Source organism: Bacteroides zhangwenhongii (assembly GCF_009193325.2).
In the GTDB taxonomy this organism is placed as follows: Bacteria; Bacteroidota; Bacteroidia; order Bacteroidales; family Bacteroidaceae; genus Bacteroides; species Bacteroides zhangwenhongii.
In genome coordinates this window covers 4250072-4272397 of record NZ_CP059856.1, presented here as the reverse complement: position 1 = coordinate 4272397, position 22326 = coordinate 4250072, and the positions used below count along the sequence as shown (strand labels likewise).

The 22326-nt window shown below is 36.6% G+C and carries 19 protein-coding genes; all 19 read right to left on the bottom strand.

Annotated features, from left to right (window positions below; translation table 11 throughout):
* Window positions 1-105 precede the first annotated feature (105 nt).
* The 19 genes from GD630_RS16910 to GD630_RS16820 all read right to left on the bottom strand — a co-directional run bounded on the left by GD630_RS16910 (window position 106) and on the right by GD630_RS16820 (window position 22279).
* Window positions 106-324, bottom strand: coding sequence for an IS66 family transposase (locus GD630_RS16910; RefSeq protein WP_262890836.1), 219 nt, complete (start codon window positions 322-324; stop codon window positions 106-108).
* Window positions 325-470: 146 nt separating this feature from the next.
* The gene (locus tag GD630_RS16905; protein ID WP_143865203.1) at window positions 471-1643 is read right to left on the bottom strand and encodes an ATP-binding protein; all 1173 of its coding nucleotides are present in this window, start codon (window positions 1641-1643) and stop codon (window positions 471-473) included.
* A gap of 515 nt (window positions 1644-2158) precedes the next feature.
* Window positions 2159-3517, bottom strand: coding sequence for a transposase (locus GD630_RS16900; RefSeq protein ID WP_182505647.1), 1359 nt, complete (start codon window positions 3515-3517; stop codon window positions 2159-2161).
* A 137-nt stretch (window positions 3518-3654) separates the two neighbouring features.
* Window positions 3655-5424 (bottom strand): LTA synthase family protein, encoded by a 1770-nt coding sequence (locus GD630_RS16895; protein ID WP_143866991.1) that lies wholly within the window; start codon window positions 5422-5424, stop codon window positions 3655-3657.
* Between the two features lie 105 nt (window positions 5425-5529).
* Window positions 5530-8004 (bottom strand): glycosyltransferase, encoded by a 2475-nt coding sequence (locus GD630_RS16890; protein ID WP_143866993.1) that lies wholly within the window; start codon window positions 8002-8004, stop codon window positions 5530-5532.
* A gap of 29 nt (window positions 8005-8033) precedes the next feature.
* Window positions 8034-9872 carry an ABC transporter ATP-binding protein gene (locus GD630_RS16885; RefSeq protein WP_143866995.1) on the bottom strand — a complete coding sequence of 613 codons (1839 nt, stop codon included), beginning with the start codon at window positions 9870-9872 and terminating at the stop codon, window positions 8034-8036.
* A 110-nt stretch (window positions 9873-9982) separates the two neighbouring features.
* Window positions 9983-11050: a glycosyltransferase family 2 protein gene (locus GD630_RS16880; protein ID WP_143866997.1), complete on the bottom strand. Its 1068-nt coding sequence runs from the start codon at window positions 11048-11050 to the stop codon at window positions 9983-9985.
* Window positions 11043-11930, bottom strand: coding sequence for a glycosyltransferase (locus tag GD630_RS16875; protein WP_143866999.1), 888 nt, complete (start codon window positions 11928-11930; stop codon window positions 11043-11045). The genes GD630_RS16880 and GD630_RS16875 overlap by 8 nt, the downstream gene beginning before the upstream one ends.
* 4 nt (window positions 11931-11934) lie before the next feature.
* Entirely contained in the window at window positions 11935-12732 is a 798-nt protein-coding gene (locus tag GD630_RS16870; protein ID WP_229118699.1) for a DUF5672 family protein, read from the bottom strand.
* Window positions 12733-12755: 23 nt separating this feature from the next.
* Window positions 12756-13994 carry a glycosyltransferase family 4 protein gene (locus GD630_RS16865; RefSeq protein WP_143867003.1) on the bottom strand — a complete coding sequence of 413 codons (1239 nt, stop codon included), beginning with the start codon at window positions 13992-13994 and terminating at the stop codon, window positions 12756-12758.
* Complete coding sequence (locus GD630_RS16860) at window positions 13991-14800, bottom strand: glycosyltransferase family 2 protein (protein WP_143867005.1); 810 nt, start codon at window positions 14798-14800, stop codon at window positions 13991-13993. Before GD630_RS16860 ends, GD630_RS16865 begins: the two co-directional genes overlap by 4 nt.
* Window positions 14801-14827: 27 nt before the next feature.
* Window positions 14828-15322, bottom strand: a complete 495-nt coding sequence (locus GD630_RS16855) for an adenylyltransferase/cytidyltransferase family protein (RefSeq protein ID WP_143867007.1) — start codon at window positions 15320-15322, stop codon at window positions 14828-14830.
* A 12-nt stretch (window positions 15323-15334) separates the two neighbouring features.
* A complete protein-coding gene (locus tag GD630_RS16850; RefSeq protein WP_143867009.1) occupies window positions 15335-16372 on the bottom strand; it encodes a pyridoxal-phosphate-dependent aminotransferase family protein in 1038 nt (345 codons plus the stop codon).
* A gap of 34 nt (window positions 16373-16406) precedes the next feature.
* Window positions 16407-17459, bottom strand: coding sequence for a CDP-glycerol glycerophosphotransferase family protein (locus GD630_RS16845; protein ID WP_143867011.1), 1053 nt, complete (start codon window positions 17457-17459; stop codon window positions 16407-16409).
* A 4-nt stretch (window positions 17460-17463) separates the two neighbouring features.
* Window positions 17464-18207, bottom strand: coding sequence for a lipopolysaccharide kinase InaA family protein (locus GD630_RS16840; protein WP_143867013.1), 744 nt, complete (start codon window positions 18205-18207; stop codon window positions 17464-17466).
* A complete protein-coding gene (locus GD630_RS16835) occupies window positions 18204-19187 on the bottom strand; it encodes a glycosyl transferase family 90 (RefSeq protein WP_143867015.1) in 984 nt (327 codons plus the stop codon). Before GD630_RS16835 ends, GD630_RS16840 begins: the two co-directional genes overlap by 4 nt.
* An 83-nt stretch (window positions 19188-19270) precedes the next feature.
* Window positions 19271-19927 (bottom strand): hypothetical protein, encoded by a 657-nt coding sequence (locus GD630_RS21405; protein WP_238482933.1) that lies wholly within the window; start codon window positions 19925-19927, stop codon window positions 19271-19273.
* Between the two features lie 390 nt (window positions 19928-20317).
* Window positions 20318-21430 carry a UDP-galactopyranose mutase gene (glf, locus tag GD630_RS16825; protein ID WP_143867019.1) on the bottom strand — a complete coding sequence of 371 codons (1113 nt, stop codon included), beginning with the start codon at window positions 21428-21430 and terminating at the stop codon, window positions 20318-20320.
* A gap of 12 nt (window positions 21431-21442) precedes the next feature.
* On the bottom strand, window positions 21443-22279 hold the full coding sequence (locus GD630_RS16820; protein WP_143867021.1) for a LicD family protein: 837 nt from the start codon (window positions 22277-22279) through the stop codon (window positions 21443-21445).
* Window positions 22280-22326 lie beyond the last annotated feature (47 nt).

Sequence of the window (22326 nt, the reverse complement as noted above, 5' to 3'; positions counted from 1 at the left end):
AAGCAATCAGTAAACCCCGTATTGCATAAACTTTAAAGATATTTGGATGTCTCTTAAAAATTTCGACTTTTCTCTGCAAAAGTCCCAGTTTCTAAGAGACATCTCTTATTTTTTGAAGATTCTTAAATGATAGTTCTTGCGTCCCAAAGCTACGGGAGGGACACTATTTTCGATGAGATTGTTGTCGAGCATATATCGGCCATCCATGGTATAGCGCACCAGCTGACGTGAGTAATTTAAGAAGTAGCCGATGGCTTTGCCGATTGGACTCTTGGGAAGCACCTTGCTCTGCTCACATATACACCACTTCTCAAAAGCACGGATAAGATACGGGGGGGACTGATTGCTTACATCCAGACTTGGTAACTCCTGTCAACAAAGCAAACTTTTGCCAAAACAACGAGGACGACTCAGGAAATAGTAACTTCAATCTGTTTAAGTCCACATCGTACAAACATACATATACCATCTCAATATAAAAAACCAAATGCCCAGAGAGGAACCACATTACGCATTCCGTACTCAATATCATCTTTCACAACATACGCATTCTCCACATCATGCACCTGCTTCTGCGATTTATTCTTTCCACCTACTTCAAAAGTATAACCACCTACCGTAAAATCAGAAACATTCGATGTAGTTACCGGACAAACAACTCGCAGAGCAGAAAAGAAAAACGTTTCGCGCACGTTACCAATATCCGGTGTATTGTCAGAAAGTGCATAAGCCAAATTCGTATTATTCAGATACACCTTGTCCACTTTGCCTAAAAGTCTGACACCTTCCGTCTCTGCCCGAAGCTGATTAATTATTCCAGCCTTTTCCAGATAACACATCAAATCGGAAACCGTATTTCTATTCATATCAAGCAAAGTCGCCAACTTGGTAAGATTTGGTTTAAACGGAACACTTTTCGCTATGATATATAACAGTCTTTTCAACTTTAATGCTGTCGCTATATTCATATTCGCAAAAGTCGGTATATCATTTTCCAAAGTCTGCTTAATGATACTTTGCAAACGGAGCAAATATCCCTTTTCTTGAAAGAAAGGGTAATAACCATGCTGTAAATACTCCTTAAACAATAAAATAGGGCGCACCTCGGCATAAGGAAAATCTACTTTATGTTTCAGTATATCTTCCAAAGAATAAACTGGTAAATGATAACCATACGAAATGGCAAGGTATTCGCGGAAAGACAATCCTACCATACGATATTCCAACTTTCTACGACTCAAATCAGCCTCTCCGACTTCCAAATCCAATATAGAGGAACCACTATACACGACTTGCAGTTTTGGAATCAGATCATATATATTCTTTATCTCCCGAGCCCAACCAGCATACTTATGTATTTCGTCAATATAGAGTTTTTTTCCCCCATGCTGATAGAAGTCCATTGCCAGATCAAACAGTTTATGTTCCGCAAAATACAAATCATCAGCTGTCACAAACAAGGTCTCGTCAATATTATCATACAGCTTGATATGTTGCAAAAGCATAGTTGTTTTACCAACACCGCATGGGCCTAAAATAGCAATAAGCCTACTACTCCACTCTATCTCATCATGGAGATAACGGATAAAATCAGTGGATATGTTGTCAAGCAACATTCGGTATGACCTATAAAGCGTATCCATCATTTCTTGTTTTGGGGTTATACAGACAAATATAGAGTAAATCGCTGAATAAAACTAGCACTTTTTAGAAAAACTGCAGTTTTTATTCTGCAATCTACTCTATATTTACAACATTTTTTACAGAACTAAATGATAACATCTAATGAATTGTTCTATATAGGATGCAGAGAATAATATAAAAAGCCAAATAGTTTGCATATCAACATTTAAAGCCCTGCATTTGTTAGTATGAAGATATAAGTTTAATCGTGTAGAAATGCTTGCAGAAGACACGAATGGAGAACTACTAATTAGGGATATTCAGTAAATGTTCCTCTTTCTCATAAATCAAGAGAAGAGTTTTACCTTACGTGAGCTTTTCTCTTAATTTTTTCTGTCAACTCCCCATTCCTTCATCCTTTTTTATAGAATATTATTTACATATTCTTATGTTTTCTCTTCCAACCTTGCATTATGTACATGTCTTTTTTAGGGGAAGTTAAAACCTCTCCTGTTTACCTCTCATTTTAGTCAGATTATGCTGCCTTTCTTATTTTCTTTTCAACCTTTTCTATCATACATACCGCATTGACCGTATGTATTCCAAAGAAAATCCAAAGCATTTCCGTTTTCCTGTTTCTGGCTTTTATCCTGGCCAGTGAGTAATGTTGTTTCTGTGTTCCAAAGCTTCCTTCCAGGCGGGTGGCTCTTTCACGGCCGAGTTCCGACCGTAAGATCTTACGAAGCGGCTCGTCTTTGGCAGCTCTGCCCTTACGCTTAAAGGAAGTACTGATGTGATATCTTGTACAAAATTTCCGGTTGGCATTATTAGCATAGATTGAATCCGCTGCAAGCGCCTTCACTCTAACCCCGGTCAGTTGTTGTTGCAGACGAATACAGTCCTTCAAACGTATTCCTTCGTTGAAAGCCTTAAAGGAGATATGTTCTATGAAGGAGATCCCATCTATCTGTATATTGTTGACTTTGGCGCCGAATTCAACGGATTTGGTTTCCTTGCCTCTGATAATGGGACGAAGGTAATGACGGTCGATACTTACAATACGGTCGGACACTTTTTCACCTGCAAATAAATACTTTCCTTGCTCAAGGACCCTCTGTATGACCGAGAAACGTCTTTGGTAATCGGAGGATAGTGTAAGCCTGTCCCTGTAGGAGGAATGAAGCAGCTTCAGCTGCTCAAGTAACTTTTCCAACAACTGAAGTAACCTGCGTTTAATCATACGGGTCTGTGATTTCCTGCGTTTACGAAGTTTGCTATAAGTAAGGTAGGCGCGGCTTACATCAAGATACTTGTTACGGGGACGTTGTATGTGCAATGTACGGCAATGTTTGCACAGATGACGGTGAAGCCATACAATACCTTCCCATAAGAGTTTGACATCGGTAGGAAAGCGCAGATGACTTTCATAACAGGTGGCATCGGTCATACAGACATGAAGGTTTTCAAGGTAAGGTTTCCAGTGCTCAGCCAGAATAAGCTGGAGGGACTCAATATCAAGATGGGCCGCCAGTTCCTGACGGATTGCACTGACGATTTTTGAATTGGTCAGTGGATGAAGAGGATCAATCTGAACACCACAGAATATCTGGTAATGAATATTACCGTTTAAATGTTCGATCAGTTGTGAATCGGAGAAGTTGGTATAGGACTTCAAGACCATCAAGGCTATTTTACCTTCAGGAGAAAAATAACTTTTACGACCCAAAGCGGAAGACTTCAAATGCATTTGGCGGGCCAGTGCCGAGAAAGGAAACAGAGAATGGAGCCGACCTAATTCACTCGTTGCAAAACTTTGACGATATTTTTTTAGTATATCGAACTCGGTAAAACCTAAACTAGGTTCGATTTCTGAAATTTTTTGTATCTTTACCATGTGTTTTTATATTTAATTACCCCCGTTTTGGCCGTCAAACCGTTTTTTGGGGGGGGAGTGCTTAAAGATACAAAAAAGGCAACTAATTCGCAATGAAGTAGTTGCCTTTAATTTTATTATTTTAGGAATATCCCTAATTACATCGAGTTTTTATCGGGAGCTAAAATAGTATTAGTCTTAAAGTAATTCATTCGAAGAATAATATCCGACAGTCTCCAACATTCTTCCCGATGTCTCTTCACCGAATCCGAGACATTCACTCCTCCTGCGGAAATTCCTGTTCTATAAGTTGCAAAATCGCTTATTTCATCACTAAAGACACTTTCACCCAAACCAGTAAATGAATAATCAGTACACCCCATCAGGTCTAATAAGGAAGGATATATATCCACTTGCCCAATAACTTTATCAGTATGTTCCGAAGAAAGTGGAGAATTCAGAATAATAAAAGGAACAAAACAATCCTCTCCTTTCAACTCTTCACGGTCCTCATACTCATTAAAAGGAAGAGCATCATGATCACCCGTTATCACAATAACACTATTATCATATATTCCCTCTTCTTTTAACTGTGTCACAAACTTCCATATACACTGATCAACATACTGCAATATCACCATATAATTCCTTACATCCTCATTCTTTATTTCTATACTATCAAGAAGAGTTTTCATATGTGGTGGTCTAATCCATGGATCATGAGAAGACATAGTAACAATCTGTGCATAAAACGGTTGCGGAAGTTTTAGTAAGAGAGGAAGTGCCTTTGCGAATAACTGTTCATCAGCTTCTTCAAATCTCTCCGAATCTCTAAGTCGGTCATATAAACATTCAAACTGATAAGCTCGAGACATCGCTTCTTGATTCCAATAGTTTTTATCATCCCACAGAAAAGAAGCAGTTGTATACCCTTTTTCCTTCAAAGCAGCAGGAAGAGAAGGAAAGGTATTAGCGGCATAACAAGCTGATACAGCTCCAGTAGCCAAAGGCAATATTCCTGTATTAATAATCAATTGTGCATCACTAGATCTACCATCTTTTACCTGAGGCATTTCTTTTGAAAAGTAAATTGTCTTATCTTGCTTTAACAATTGATTGATATGGGGAGTAATTTCAATACCATCAATATTCATTCCAATCGGCCAAGAATGCAAAGACTCTACCAATATCAAAATCAAGTTCTTACCACCCTCAACCTTTTTCTTTGCACAATTACTACCATTTTCTATACTACACATAAAATTTTTCGCATACTGCTCTTCCTTTTCAGAAATACCTTGAAAGATTCCAATCTGATAGATCCAATAATGAACGATACCAAATTCCTTAAAAGCTCGTACGGGCTCTATAGTATAAAGTCCATTTAACGTTGCATAACCAGGAGTAGGATTTCTCTTACAAGCATAATATACAACAATACCACCAAACAACAACAAACAAAGAAGTGCAATTTTGATTCTTGACAAAAAGAAACATTTTAATTTTCTATATACACAACAATAATATATACACCCAAAAACAGAAGGAAGGACGACCAATATATCCCTAAATTTAATGAGTCGGAAAACACTAAGCGATAATCCATCCAAATTATAAACCATCAAATAAGATGACAGAGGCATTATTGTAGAATAAACACGATAATACCAGATTATAGATAGAAAATACACATTGACCAACAATAAATAAGGAAAAACTAGAATTTTCTTTCGCATAAATAACAAAGGAAAAGCTATCAACATTGCATCTCCCCATCTTCGAAATAGTGCGTAATCTTTGATATAATGTATCTGAATATTATGGAACATTTCTCCCATACTCAAATAAAGTAACATTGTCAATATCAAATAGATAATAGCTCTATCATACAAAAGAAACATTAAATTCTTTTTTGGAATATTATTCATTATCGCCCGATTTATAATATCAACCTATATCATAACAAAACTTTTACTAAGATAATAGCTCTTCTATAAAAACAAAAATAACCAAAACAGTTTATAACCTGCCCCTCATTCCCCCATTATTAATGCTTTAATATTCTTCTCAAAAATTTCCATTGTAAAATTATCATCATATATTTTTCTAGCAGCCTTACCCAACATCGGCAGTTTATCCTTATATAATACCATTCTTTCTATAACTTCGGCCAGTGCTAAAGGATCACCAGCAGGAACCTTATACCCATTTTTTCCATTTTCAATGAAACTTGCCGTACCTGTATTCTCACTCACAATCACTCCTTTTTCCAAAGCCATTGCTTCAGTACAAACAATAGGCATAGGATCATCTAATGAAGGAGATAACGCTATATCCACATTAGTAAACAATTGCAATAGCTGCTCATGTTCCAGTTCGCCAATATACTTCACACAAGAATAATGACAATGTTTGACTGCCCTTTCAACTTTCTTCTCTATCGCAGCCCCCACAATATATATATCTATCTGTTCACGAACCTTCTTGGACAACATATCCAAAGCCTGCAATAGAATAAGCTGTCCCTTCCTGTCAGAAAGTGTTCCTGGCAACAAAAGCTTAATCTTATTATCCAAAGTTTTATTCGCCAATTTGATTTCAATATCAGGTATGCCATATAATAAAACACCTAGTTTATTTTTGTCTAGAATATAAGGATCTGCAAATGACTTAGAATACTCTCCCACAGCATAAACTTTATCAAACAAAGAGAATAATACTGACAGATCCTTAAATCTCGTCCACCCAGCATAAGAATAGCGCCCTTCATGTAACCAACAGATTTTCCTTGCCTTTATTTCTGAGAAGTGCTCAATAAGCCATACAGTTTCCAATGTATTAAAGACAACAACATCAAAGTTTGACAAAAAACCAGAAAGGGACCAATGTCTCAAATTATAATTCATTAATAAAAATGGCTCTACTAACAACTTGATACCCAATTCAGAAATTTCCTTTTCCATAGGTCCGTGTTTCAAAGATAGAATCACTGGTGTTGCTCCTATTTTTTTTAGCATTATAGCCATATTCAACAAAGCGCGTGGAGCTCCTGTCAAAGATAATTCATGACTTATAAGCAAAACAGTTTTAGTCTTTTCTCTCCATTTCCCGACCATCTCAATATCTGTTTCTTGAATTTCCAGAAGTTCTTCCGTTCCCACAGGAAATACTTTCAGCCTTTGTTTCTTTCCATAGCGTTCATAATGAATCAAAGGATTAACATTATTCAACCATACATCCACATAATTGCTTAAATAAGCATTATTATTAAAATAAGGCGACGGATTACACCCTTTTTTCCAGCCCACTAATAAATAATGCATTGTTGGATCAGCTCCATCTAGCAAATCAGCATACTTCTCACTATAATAAGAAAGTTCAAACAGGTGTGATTCTTTTAATATTTTTACATTTTTCAAAATCCGCCGCGAAATTTTAAAACCATTCAAACGATCACTCATGTAAATAAACCAATCACGTTCAGCAGTATACTTTTCTGCATTATTTATATTATTAAACGAGCTATGCTGCCTCCAATACGTAAGTTTGTCCGTCGTATAAAACAGAAGCTCATTTTTTAGTATCTGCCTATATAGCCAAAAATCAATCCAAGCGGGAATCGGTGTATTATAATCTAAATTTTGGAAAACGTCCTTTCTAATCATGACAGCAGAAAATGTAGGAATATAATTCATTCCTTTATGCCCGTTAATATCCAGATTATTTCCTCCTACAGATAAAAAGGCATCTAAATCCTCCACATATTTTTTGCGAGCATTCACCATCTTTTCTTCACCAAACAGTTCTACGTTATTAGATATAATCTTTACTTCTTGATAACGATTGATTATATCTACTTTCTTCGATAAATGCTGAGAGTCCCAAAAGTCATCACTTTCACAAAATGCAACAAATTCTCCCTGAGATTTTATTACCCCCAAACGTACCGTTTCAGGTAGTCCCCTATTTGCATTTCCTGGATGTCTATAAAGCTTAATATTATCATTTTTAGATAAATATCGATTGATAATATCCATAGAATTATCTGTCGAGCCATCATCAACAATTACAATCTCATAATTAGTATACGTCTGCGACAGTATAGAGTCAAGAGTTTGAGGTAGCAAATCCGCATAGTTGTAACTTGCCACAATTACACTAACCAAAGGTCTATTATTTGTTTTTTTAGCTTTCTCAATTCCAACCTGACCTACATTAAAACACAACCGTCCTCTTTTCTTTCCATGGAATAAATAATGTTCAAGAGGATTCATATTCCTGTCTTGTACATCTGGATATGCATACAGATATTTATTTGTAGAGAACTTCTCTGACGGATTTTTACCTTCGCGCCATCCTTTTTCCAAATAATGTTTAACAGGATTAACTTTACCTATTTCTGGATATTGACTTAAATACCACTTTTTATCAAAAAGACTAGAATTAGATATACCATAGTACATCATTCTATTAACAAAAGACTTTTTTATTTCTCGAAATATTTTCATATATAGTTTAGGAATAAAATTATTTTTTCTTACAAGCTCTGCATATCATTCAATTTTTTATAATATCCGTTTAGAGCTATGAGTTCTGCATGCTTTCCCCGTTCCACAATTTCTCCTTCATAAAGCACGCATATTTCATCTGCGTTCTTAATAGTACTAAGACGATGAGCAATAGCAATAGTTGTACGTGATTTCATTAAACGCTCCAAAGCTTCTTGAACTAAACGTTCTGATTCAGTATCCAATGCAGAAGTTGCTTCGTCAAGAATTAATATCGGAGGATTTTTCAAGATCGCACGAGCTATACTGACACGCTGGCGTTGACCACCAGATAAACGACCGCCACGATCACCAATCATTGTATCATATCCCTTCTCTGTCTCCATGATGAAGTCGTGAGCGTTAGCAATTTTCGCAGCCTCAATAACCTGATCCATAGTAGCATTCTCCACCCCAAATGTAATATTGTTATAAAAAGAGTCATTGAAAAGAATTGCTTCTTGGTTCACATTTCCAATTAACGAACGCAAACTATGTATAGACACAGCATTTACATTTTTCCCATCAATCAGCAATTCACCTTCCTCTACATTGTGATAACGAGGTATTAAATCAACCAATGTTGATTTTCCAGATCCTGATTGTCCCACCAAAGCTATAGTTTTACCTTTCGCTACTTCTAAGTTTATATGCTTCAATACAGGTCTACCCTCAACATAACTAAAGCTAACATTCTTAAAACTCAACTTATCCTCAAAGCTATCCAAAGGTAAAGGATTAACAGGATCTTTTATATGGCTCTCGGCTTTGAGTATCATATCAATACGATCCATACTAGCAAGTCCCAAAGGTATATTGTAAAAAGCCTTAGAAAACTCTTTTAGAGGATTGATTATACTATAAAGGATGACTAAATAAAAAATAAAAGTTGCAGCATCCATAGGAGCATAAGAACTATTCAAGATCAATGCACCACCAAACCATAACACAATGATAATTACACACGTTCCCAAAAACTCACTCATAGGATGAGCCGAACTTTGACGTATCACCATTTCATTCATCGCATCTCTAAAATCATTATTAGTTTTAGTAAAACGAGCCAACATTTTACTTTCAGCGATAAAAGCTTTTATAACTCGCAGACCTCCCAATGTTTCATCCAATTGAGACATAATATCACCCCACTGCGACTGAGCTGTAGCCGATTGTCGCTTCAGTTTACGACTGACAACTCCCATAACCCATCCTGCTAAAGGTAAAATGACAATTACAAATAAAGTCATTTGCCAACTCACCGAAAACAAAGTAATGAAACATACGACTAACGCTATAGGATTACGAATAAGCATATCAATAGAGCTCGTCAAAGAATTCTCAACAGCTGTAACATCAGCACTCATACGAGCAATAATATCTCCTTTCCGTTCTTCCGAGAAGAAACTAAGAGGTAAATTCAACACCTTCGCATATACCTGAATACGAATATCACGTACAATACCAGTACGAAGCGGAACCATTATAGCAGAAGATGCAAAATAGCCAACTGTTTTCAAAAGAGTCGCCAATATTAATATACATCCCATAACAATAAGTACGACGAATGCACCATGCGATTCTACTATTTGGTTTATCCAATAGGAAGCGTTGTTCATCAATACATCCTTGTTTAAATGTGCCAAATCCATCGGCTGATATTCATAAACCTTCGTGTCAATCTTGAATAATATATTCAAAATAGGGATTATAGCTAAAAAAGAAAACACATTAAGCCATTGAGACAAGAAGTTCAATATCAAAGAACCCACAAGATACTTGCGATACGGTTCAATATATCGCTTCATTAAAGTAAAGAACTGTTTCAGCATAAATTTAGTTATTATATATAAAATGCAAAATTAATCATTTCTAATTACTCAGCAAAAAAGAATGACACAAAAAAACAAACCATTGACGGTTATACCGAATATAAGCCTACCTACTTGCAATATTTAATTTTCAGGATAGGAATAATACCCAATAATTTATATTCCCATTTCCCATTCAAACACGTAACATTCAAAATGTTGAATATTCCGAACAAATAATAGCTATAAATACTATTCTGAAACGATATTTGAAGAGCAGGAATAAAGCCAAACAGATAGTACTTCTTTTTCTCCGGCTGCTTTCCACCAAGCGGATTACGTTTTTTCAGTTCAGCATATATGTAGTCGCGTCCAAACTCTTCTGGCACTTTATGAACAAGCACCAGCTGTTCCTTATACGTTTGCTCAGCAATAAAATTCAGTTGCCAAAGTTGAAAACAATCCTCCTCGCTTAAACCAATATGACAACCTATATGATGAAAGAAAGAAGTAGAATGATCCTTACGAGACTGAGCATCATAGTGAAAAGAATATCCACCATATCTATATGTTACAAAACAGTGTGGAACATATTGGTGTTTATACCCCTGAGCATAAAGACGAATCATCAGATCCGAGTCTGCAGAAACACGATAAGACAAATCGAAGCCACCCATATCTCTTAAAACTTTCGTTTTAACCAACATGGTCTGATGGCAATAATGCTCTCCAACAAGCAACTTTGACAAATCTCCTTTCCACTGAAATTTTCTACCCGACTTCTTAAGAACACGAGCATCCGCATAGGAATAATCAGCTTCATTATCTTCCAACAACTTAACACTAATTGCGATTCCTTCTGGATTGTGAAAAAAATCATCTGAATTTAGAATACTAACATACTTACCGTTAGCCTTTAAAATTCCTTTATTCATCGCATCATATATGCCTGTATCTGGTTCAGAAAACAGTTTTATCCAACCTAGACTCTCATATTTTTTAAGTAACGGTAAAGTGCCATCATCAGATGCCCCATCAATAACGATATGCTCAATATTCGAATAACGTTGATTATGTACACTCTCCAAACATTGAATAATAAATTTCTCCCTCTTACCTTTAATTAAATTATAAGTTACAGTAATCACTGTGACCAAGGGGATACTACTTCCATTTTTCTGTTCCACAAATTTACGCATATCTCATATATTTTATAATGCCGGAAATACTATTCTTCAAATGCTTCCATGAGAAAGGACGCCATAAGAACATTTTAAGAACTTTTCTCTTAAGTAAAATATCACAACTAGACATTAATATCCGTTTTAAAAAATCATAAGATGCCAATTCTTCGCATTTATGAATCTTTTTGTCTGAAATATTAAGGTCGGAAGTTTTCATCGGCAATAGATGTTTCCATTTCTCATGTAAACGCAAAGTTGTGGAGAACCAACTTGCATCACTAAAGTTTCCCTGCGAAAAATGTTCGATCAACATTTGATTAGAGCAACACACATAATTCTTATAATTTGCAGACGCTATCTGCAATGAGAAGTCAATATCATAACAATGAAATCCGGTTAATAAATTCTCATCAAATGGATATTTTTTCCAAATTTCCGTTCTCACAAAGAATCCCAAACCATCTAATGTTATGACCTCTTGAAAAGGCTGGTTCAGATCAGCATTCTCTACCAAAAACAGGGTCTTTCCTTCTTTTATTCTCTGATAGAAATAGCTAATTTTACTCATATCACAATACTGATACCAACCACTACAACACGAAAATCTTGCTTTGTCCCCGACAAAACCCACAACCCCACAATCCGGTTCTGCCAGTTTAGAAATTATAAGCTCTCCCCACTTATCAGACAGTAGCCTAATATCTTCATGCACAAAAAACAAATATGGATACTTTGCTTGCTGTGCTCCATAATTATACACTTTTGCTATAGGCCAATGTTTTTCACGATTATCAATTGCAATAATTTCATATTCCACGCCTATGGTTTGTGCTATATTTTGTTGCAAATCTTTTAAAAGATGAGGAGAAACAGAACAAATAATAATTGATACCATATCTTTAATACTTTTCTATCAAACGAGACCAAAACGGATAATACTCTTCATGATACCAAGCATGACAGCCGAAAGGCAGTCGCCGTTTATTATAATCAAATGCCCATTCTGCACCTACTTCCATTGAGAATTGCAGTGCTTTATCATAACGGGGAGTCCTCAAACGATATTGTTTCTCCCTAATTTCAACAAAAAGCAAAACATCCTCCGGATAAAAAGGCTTTGCATCGTCCAGCCATTGAGTTATTTTATCTTTATATTTATGAGTAATCGCTATCATCTTGGTTATATTCCTTAATGAAAAGCCACCATTTCCCACTTCGTATGTAAAATATTTCCATCGCCTCAACTTTGGACTATTTATCAACCTATAAAAGAAACGCTTTAACAAAAGATATTTACTATTTCCTATCTTACCTTCCATTTGTTCTGGCAACCACGGAGCACCGATATAATCATATCCTTGTCTCGCCCAATCCAATAGCTCATCGCGAAATACATATGCATCTAACTGAAAAATAAGCATATACTGATAGTTGGCAAATCTCTGATAAAAGTCCTCCTTGAGAACCAACTTGTTATATGCCCTCAAATCAGAGAAGCAATCGTCTGAAAAGTTTTCAACTTTCAGCAACGAATACCGTGACAACAACTCATTTATATCCAAGCTTACCGGTTTAACTACTACAAGGGAATAATCAGCCAAGACCTTTACACATTGATTTAGCGACATTTCCTCATATTTCGTCAAAGTAGTTTTATAAACAGGAATAACTACAACTATATCCTTTTTCTCCATCATTTCAATGTATTTCAACAGTCCATTCACACTGATTCAATTGCCTTTTTTAATCGTTCCATTATCACACTCCACGAATAATATGTTTCCACATATACCTTCCCCTTTCTCCCCATCTCCATACGAAGTTCGCTTGAAGTCTCCAAACTTGCCAATTTAGATATAAAATCATTCTTATTCCAATAGGCAAGAGCCGCCTTTCCACTCTTACTACAATGCTCTTTTAAAACTTCGCATTTTCCATTCACCAACATCGGCTTACCAAGATACATTCCTTCTAAAAGAATTAACGACAAGCTTTCAAATTTTGAAGGATTTACCATAATCTTTGCATGGCGAATGATTGCATATTTCTCATTTTCGCTAACAAACCCTGTATAAATCAAGTCTGAATGTGAAACAGGTGCTGAAAATAATCCACCTACTAATACAAATTTAAGTTTAGAGTTCGTGTATTTAGCTTTATAACGAAGGAAATATTGAACAATATGGTTCAATTTGCCTTTATCTATCCTACCAACATAAAGCAAATATTCTTCGGGTAAATTATACTTTTTCTTAACATCAACCCAATCAGCATCTGCAACTGCGTTAATGCCAACACTTATAATTCCATGAGGGGACATTCTCCTACCAAAGATATTTTCTGCAAGGCGTTGTTCTGAAACTGTATTAAAGCCAATATAAGCCACACTCGTAAATACTTCAGTATAGATAGCTCGAAATGTAGAACTTTCATAATGCATAGTAGGAATCAGAATCGTTTTATCCGGAGCACACAATGACGTATAATAAGCAAGAGGATAAGATATATTTATCGGAATAATCGCTTTATACTCATTTTTATACTTTTGTATATGAGCTATCAAACGAGGGGAATAAAACATATAACTTTGCATCACTCGTTGCTCCATCTCACTCACTTGTCGCCAGATAGGATATACATCAGCTATAAAATGCAAAACATTCAATTGATAAAGTATCTTTCTAAGTTTTCGGATCCATTTGGACTTACGTACATAAAAACGATGTAACTCCGAGTGAACCGGTTCCGCCATAAATCGCCTCACAAGCACTCCATTTATCCATTCATCTCCAGCAGGTGCATCATTATCCCCTTTGACGTAATTCTGCACACATGTCGACAATACTTCAACATCATAGTTCACAACAAGTCGTTCTGCCAGCATTTTACAGTGCTGTTCAACGCCCCCATTTACTTTTTCTCCATATCCTGTGACAACAAATACGACTTTCGCCTTCATGACAGCTTAGTACTTTGCTTATCTTTCACTATTCCATTTTCACACCATACTGTTTTTTCCTCGATAACCTTTTTCAGAACTTGTTCATGATATTCTAAATTTTCTCTAGAAGCAAAATTATGATAAAGGTGAAATTGCACCCCTCCCATCTTCAATTGTTTCTTTTGAATGCCAGCATGAATCAACCGATAAGAAATTTCCACATCTTCCTGTCCCCACATTTCCAAAGATTCATTGTAGCCGTTTACACGAAATAAATCTTCTTTCCAAAATGCCATATTACAACCTCTTATCCGCAACATAGTATGTTTTGCATACCGATTAGACAAATAACGTCGAAGTATTCGAGAACGAAAAGCATTTAACACAAACCTAAGATTCTGTTTTAGAAGGGCCGGATATTTTTCAATTCCTTTTAAAAGACGAGTCGTAGACATCTTTCCCAAGAGCACACGACTACCACAAACAAAATATCCTTTCTCGGCCAACTCTAAATGGTCCGCAATAAAATGCCTGTCTAAGATTATATCTCCATCAATCTGGATAATATAATCCCCCTTCGCCTTTTCTATAGAACGATTACGAATCGCTGAAAGACGAAAGCCCTTATCCTCATGCCACACATGCACAATAGGAATATCTGTTTTCGCACGCATTTCATCAATCAACTGTCGTGTGTCCTCACGTGAGCCATCGTCTGCAATCAGGATCTCAGCAGGCTTCACTGTTTGCACAAAAGCACTATAAAGACAAAGAGACAGGGCCTCTTTCCAATTATATGTGGATATTAATAATGAGACTAACATTTCATTAAGATTTAAATTCTACTTTCGTTACTTTTTCTCATCTTCCGGCCAATTATAATCCAACTCAACCTCCCGTTGCAACGCAGCCGCAATAATCTCATTTGTACTCTCTATAATTCTCTTCTTAATACCCGTCGTACTAACACCGGGGGTATACGGAAAATATACCACTCTCTTCCCGGGTTGCTGCTTTATCCATTCCAATCCTTCCAAATATTTGTCTTTCCAATCATCTCCTATAGTTACAATATCAATATTTTCTCTCTCTAATTGAGCAATCTCTGTCAATTTCACCTGCTTCACCACTTTCGTCACGCATTTGATAGACGAAACAATCCGTATACGTTGCTCAAAAGGAATAATCGGCGGCATTCCTTTATAGTGCTGTATCAGTTCATCCGTACTTACCCCTACTATCAATTCATCACCCAATAAGGCTGACTTCTCCAAAATATTCAAATGGCCAATATGGAACAAGTCAAAACTGCCGGATGTAAATACTCTAACTTTCTTTTCTTTCATAACTATATAGATTTATCGGTTTTCTATTTCTTTAATTCTCCTTGCCAAATCATCCAGATCTTCATTAGTCTGAACACCCAGATGGGACACACGGAAATAGTTCGGAGTTCCTCCAGGCATAATAAAAATCTCCTGTTTCAGCAATTCCTTAAAAAGAATATCACCATTTTTCCGAACAAAGAAACCTGTTATGCAATTTGAAGGTACTTCAGCCGGTACTTCCCAATTATTCTGTTTACATAGTTCACGGAAATAAAGAGCTTTCGCCCGTACGGATGCAATGATATTGTCCACACCTATCTTCATATCACTCTGCAAACGTGCATGTAACTGAAGGAATAAGGTAGTAGCAGGACTATAAGGAGTTTGACCGCGTTCTAAATTCTTCAGATTCTCTTCAAAATCAAAATAATAAGATTTATGCGAAAAAACTGTCTGAAGCACTCGGGGAGAAAGAAACAAGAATGACAATCCCGGAGCTATGTTCAAACCTTTCTGGCTACTTGTGATACAGATATCAATGCCCCAGCCAGACATATCCAATGTATCAGATAAGAAAGAACTGATGGCATCTACCACCAAAGATACCTCATACTTCTTACAGATAGCAGAAATCTTCTCCATATCATAAAGTTGTCCGGTAGAGGTCTCGTGATGTTGACATAAAAAGACATCAGGACGAGAAGTACGTACCCGTTCTTCCAGTTGCGCATAGTCTATGTCACGAGCAAAAGGAACCTCAAATATTTCGTTCGGACAGTGATAATAATCACAAAGACTCTTCCAACGGTGTCCGAACGATCCGCCTACCAGAATAAAAGCTTTCTCACATTGAGAGACATAATTAGTCACCACCGCATCCATCGCTCCTGTTCCTGAGGCCGTATAGAATATCACACGTCCCTCCGGACAGTTTATCAGATGCAATAACATTCTCTCCGAGTCTTTCACAAGCTCAGAGAATTGCGCTGTGCGCATATAAGGAAAAGGCTTCCCTCCTATTTGGAGGATCGAGTCTTCTATATTTCCAGGAAAAACATACGACTTCATATTTCACTCAATTAAAAATTTAACATTTATTCTCTCACCTCTTCTTTATTCTCCCAAATTTCTTTATGCTTGTATATTTCCGCCACAAGTTAAGCTTACGCTTTTCGGGTACTCCGTGACGATGAATATAATCGGCTACTGCATCCAGCATTCGCCTGCAAACTTTCCCATCCAAGTAAGGATCGTAATTATCTACAATCCAACGACGTTTGGCGATGTCTTCTTCATTATATTGCGCTCTTTCAAACGCTTCCATCAACTGAGCGACATCGGTTATATTAGTCCAATAAACATCTTTTGCAATAGTACGATAGGTAATGACCGGTCGTCCTAAAAGAAGAAATTCATAAACGGTGGAAGAGGTGTCACTTATCATCACATCCGACATCAACTGATATTTCGTGACGTTAAAACCATCTACCCATACAATATGTTCTTCTTGTTCCGCTAGTTGCTTGTATTCATCAATCCATTCCTTCCGTGTCAACGGATGAAATTTCAGAAGCAATACAATGTCCCTCATCTTTACTAAATGCAACAAAGCTTCTTTTAATGCAGGAAGAGATGTTAAAGATGGTGAAAACGTCGGCGCATACAGCACTATCTGCTTTTTACCATGCTCTCTCAATAACTTCTCCCGTTCCTGATCAAAATCATGCCAATGGGTTTTAATCCAATCCTGTTTGGGCCATCCTGTCTCCACCACTTCAAAATCACCATACTTTACCGCCAGTTCTTTAAACTTCTTAGTAAAGAAAGGGCCTTGCGTAAAATAGGTATCAAAATACCGGCGGATCACCCAATGATCTTTCTTCTCTGCAGCATATCCGTGAAAAACCTGCACCTTTACTCCTGGCAGATAATATGGAACAATATTGCCCGGAACAAATATTGCTTCCGGAGAGAAATCATAAACTTCCTGTATAGAATGCGTATAGGTAACTTCTTTCTGTAAAGGGAATACCGGAATCTTCGGAAGATGAATATACCACAACAGTTGGTTATCTTCCGACTTCAATGCTTCCTGATAAATGGGATACAATATATCAATAGCATATTTGTTTTCGCAAAACAGAACAATACGCATAATTCTATAGTTCCAATTTATATTTTACTATATGTTTCTTCGCAAAATAAGTCCAGAATTTCTTCCGACATGCCAAAACACGTTCTACACAATGGGCTTCATTAGCATGACGGGCTTTCGCATATTCTTTAGCCAACATTTCGAAAAAAGCTTTCTGTCCCCACAACCGGGCAAAATTAGCGCAACCCATATCGACACTGATCTCTCCAAAAGTCATTCTATTAATATCGACCAACATGAAATGGTATTCTCCGTCGATCTGATCAAACAGGATGTTGCCCGGTGAGTAATCACGATGCATAATACCCGCCTGATGCAGATTGGCCGTATATTGTGCAAATGCGATAATGACATCTTTACAACGTTCGACATCTGCATTTCCAAATTCATAGAAATTCCGTTGATAGGGTGACTGCATACTAATAAAGTAAGAGTAATTTATCAACCCGCATTTCCGTTCTTCAATATAAGCAATTGGAACCGGTGTTTCAACACCTTTCTGAAGCAGCATCTGGGGATACTCAAAGGCACGCTTCCCCTTCGGAGTACGGAAAAAAGAATAGACGATACGGTTAGCCAAAGCCGGAATTCCATAGCGTTTCACATTTATCTCTATCCCGTCGACTTCCATCACTTTTATCAGATTCCTGCCGGAGTAGATGATTCGCCCTTCCCGCTCAAAAGTATCAGGAACACTCTCTATAAACTTGCGCAAATGCTCGTATGTAGGATTCACTACTATTTTCATATTTCATCTTTTATCTGTCCTGTTACCCTAAAATACTTGTCCAATACAAGAAGAGAAATCAATTCCTCTCGATTTCTATCCTTAAACTGAGCAACATATTCATGAGCATGATTTATAATTTCCTGTGCCTTATCTATATGTTTTATATAATAATTAGCTTTCTCTTCTAAATCAGAGAAATCAGGTTTGATTTCAATATAATGATAATCAGGAATTAACATTCCTTCCATGAACCAAGTCTCACAAGTTGGTCGAGGCATTATCGCAATAGAATTAGAAGACATCACCCACTTCAAATTACTAGCAACATCATTCCCTTCAAGTGCCATAATAAATTTGTAGTTCAAATGTTCGCGAATTGTTTTTTTCTCAGTTTGCCACGCTACGGGATCAGGCGTATTCTTACTCACATCCCCCAAATCACACATCGGATTCCCGAAATACATCTCCATAAATTTCTTTCGGGAAGGCTTTCCCTTCACTTTTCCACGGAAAATAATCATATCCTTCTTTTCTGCAAACTTTTTCTTATCATTGACAAAAATAAAGTGCCGTACCTTGTCTAATTTCAGAATAACAGAATTTTCATTATCGCTCATCAATGGACGGCTTTTTACAATTGAAGGATACTTTGGGACATAAGTTACATCACCTGGACAAAATTCCCACTGAAAAGAGTTCGGGAACCAACGAGTGTATTGATAAGTATCAAAAAAATACACTTTTTGTTTACCCATTTTATGTTCTGCAAGACGGGGTGCAGAAAAAGGTAGTTTCACTCCCGCTGATAACTTAATATAATAATCTACACGCTGCTTTATGTATTCATAATCTTTCCGACGAGAAACGGACAGTAACTTAGAACGTAATCTCATTTTAAAGAAGCATGTGGGCACTAATAATCGTAGCATGTTCACCGAATAATAAACAAACTTAGGATTTTTACCGCTACACAACTTATATAAAAACTTATTCTTCATATCATCTAAGTACTAAATACATAACTGTAAAAAACGACACACCATTATAATCGGCAAAGTTAGTTTTTTTTAGGGATTTATCCTTAAAAAAAGATATCTAAATCTGCACAAGCTCGTTTTATTGCCTCAAATGTATAAAATCCCCGGCTAAGCCTATCATCGATTTTTTTTACGTTTCGTTTCATTTCCTGATATTCTTCCACCGTCATCCGAGTAAAAACATCTTCCAATTCTTCTAAAGAAGAAATACATATTCCTATCTTATTATCCCTTACAAAAGATGATAGTCCTGCTTTTTCCCATATTATAACAGGAAGCCCACAACGTATATAAAGAGACATTTTATGAGGGGCATTATATTGCAAATACTCTCCCAAAGGACCTTTTCCTCCCTCCAAAGCCGGTCCGTACCATACGATTCCAAAATCACCTTCCGCTGTTGCAATCAAATCATCAGAGGATACAAACCCTTTAAAATTCACTTCTGCGTGTAATCTGTCCGGTTCAAAGCCACTTCCATAGAATATCAACTCATAAGAACGAGGCGCATTAGCCATCTGATATAAAAAATCATTATGGCAGGAGGCCAAGACACCCGCAAACATCACACGATACGGACGACCAGGCCCAAGACCAAGAGATTTTATTTCTGTTCCTTGACGATTTGCCGATAAATAATCAAAGATTTCCAGTATCTGCAATTTCGCCTTAATCCCCTTTTTTTCTAACCACTCTTTCATCGCTTCACTATGCACAATGATGCTATCCGAATGATTCAATCTTGATATTTCCTGTGAGACAGTCAGTCTCTTACTTCGGAAACAGCCCAGATCATGAATCAATGTAACCACTTTGCATCCACGCCAATGAGCCACATTACATACGAAAGTATAATACTTCTTCAATGGGTACTGTAAAATTAGAACATCTCCCTTTCTCAAACAAAAAGCGCTCTTTACAACACTAAATAAAGTATAACAAAAAGCTACAACTGTATGAGTATAGCGTGCCTGCTTCAATCCGACATTGTGAAAGCCATGCAGTTCCATAATCTGTTCAATGTCCGTTTTCGCTTTATTACCGGCGCCACTTACACCTTTATAATTTCTTGACAAATAGCAAATCATAATTTATTTTCTTAATTCATTGTTAACCAAAGCCAATACAGCCTCCACCGTGTCATCCATATCAAAATAAGCATATTGAGCCAAACGCCCGCCAAACAAAACATTCGCCGTAGTATTCGCCAAATCTTTATATTTCTTTAAAAGCGTCATATTAGTATCATCATTCACTGGATAATAGGGTTCGTTTTCAGCAGTAAAAGCCGCAGGATATTCACGGGTAATCACCGTACAAGATTGCGTACCAAACTCAAAATGTTTGTGCTCAATAATACGAGTATAAGGAATCTCTCTTTCACAATAATTTACGACAGCATTACCCTGATAATTATCAATTTCAAGACGTTCATGTTCAAAACGAAGACTACGATACTCTAAACGCCCAAAACGATAATCGTAAAATTCATCTATACAGCCGGTAAATAAGATTTTATCAGCCAATTTATCCAATTCTTTACGGGCAGAAAAATAATTCGTATTTAAACGTATCTCAACATTTTCAAGCAACCTATTTATCAATTCATTATATCCTCCTTTGGGAATTCCCTGATATTCATCATTGAAGTAATTATTATCATAAGTAAAACGGAAAGGAAGCCTCCTGATAATAAAGGCAGGAAGTTCCGTTGCCGGACGTCCCCATTGTTTTTCTGTATAACCTTTTATCAATTTCTGATAAATATCTTTTCCACAAAGCGTCAAAGCCTGTTCTTCCAAATTGGCCGGAGATTTTATATATGCATACTCTTTACGTTGCTCTTCAATCTTGGCTTTCGCCTCTTGAGGAGTATTAACGCTCCATAACTTATTAAAAGTATTCATATTAAAAGGCAGATTATATAATTCACCTTTATAATTTGCTAATGGAGAGTTAGTATAGCGATTAAAGACAACAAAACGGTTTACATAATCCCAAACTTGCTTATTGCCCGTATGAAATATATGAGCTCCATATTGATGCACATGAATGCCATCCACATTCTCGCAATAAATATTTCCACCTATATGACTACGTTTATCAATTACCAAACAACGTTTACCAGCATTCGTCATCTGATGTGCAAATACAGAGCCAAACAGTCCTGCGCCTACCACCAAGTAATCATATTTCTTATTCATCCATGTCCTGTTTTAAAAATTCAGTACTTCTTTATAACTCCGTTTAGTATCAAAATGTAATTTTCCATGCAATGTCGGTTGATGAACAGGAGTCATATAATCACCAAAATCAATTTTCAGAATCTGATCATATCCACTTGGTACGGGTATTTTTAGATTCTCAAAATCCATATATTCAGTTCTATCATAGCATGAACGATTTTTTATCCTCGTTTTATAATTTAATGACAATGTAGACACTAATTCCGTTTCAGACACAGGGGCACTTCGTAAGACCTCTTCATATCTAGCGTAAAGCATCTTATCCCAACGACATTTTCGATATAAAGTTTTCGGGAAATGAGATATTAATTTAGACACAGACTTCAACAGTTGCTTGTATACTTTCACTTTACGTAGATGTTTCTGTAAAGTCCGGGGCACATCGGGGACTCCATCCAATACAAATATGTCAATAAATACACCTTGATTAAAACGAGATTTAGGATTCGCAATAGCAGCTGTCTCACTATTTCGTATTTGAGCATGACGATTGCCATAATATTCATCTGAATAAATCGTCTGAAAGAAATAAGGATATGTAAATTCTTTATCGGCAACTTTTACAAGCTTATCATAATCATCCCTAAACATTACCATATCAATATCATCATCCCAAGGGATAAACCCTTTATGCCGAACAGCACCAATCAGAGTTCCGGAGTCGGCCCAACACTTCAAATCATATTTCAGGCAAACAGCAAGTAAACGTTCCAACATATCCAGTTCACAAGCCCAAACCTCCTTCATTTCTTTCGACACCAAATATCCGGAGATATTTTCTTCTTTTAAAAAGTTTTCATTCAACATATCATACTTTTATTGCCTCTAGTTTTATTTTTATTCAAGAAAAGCAA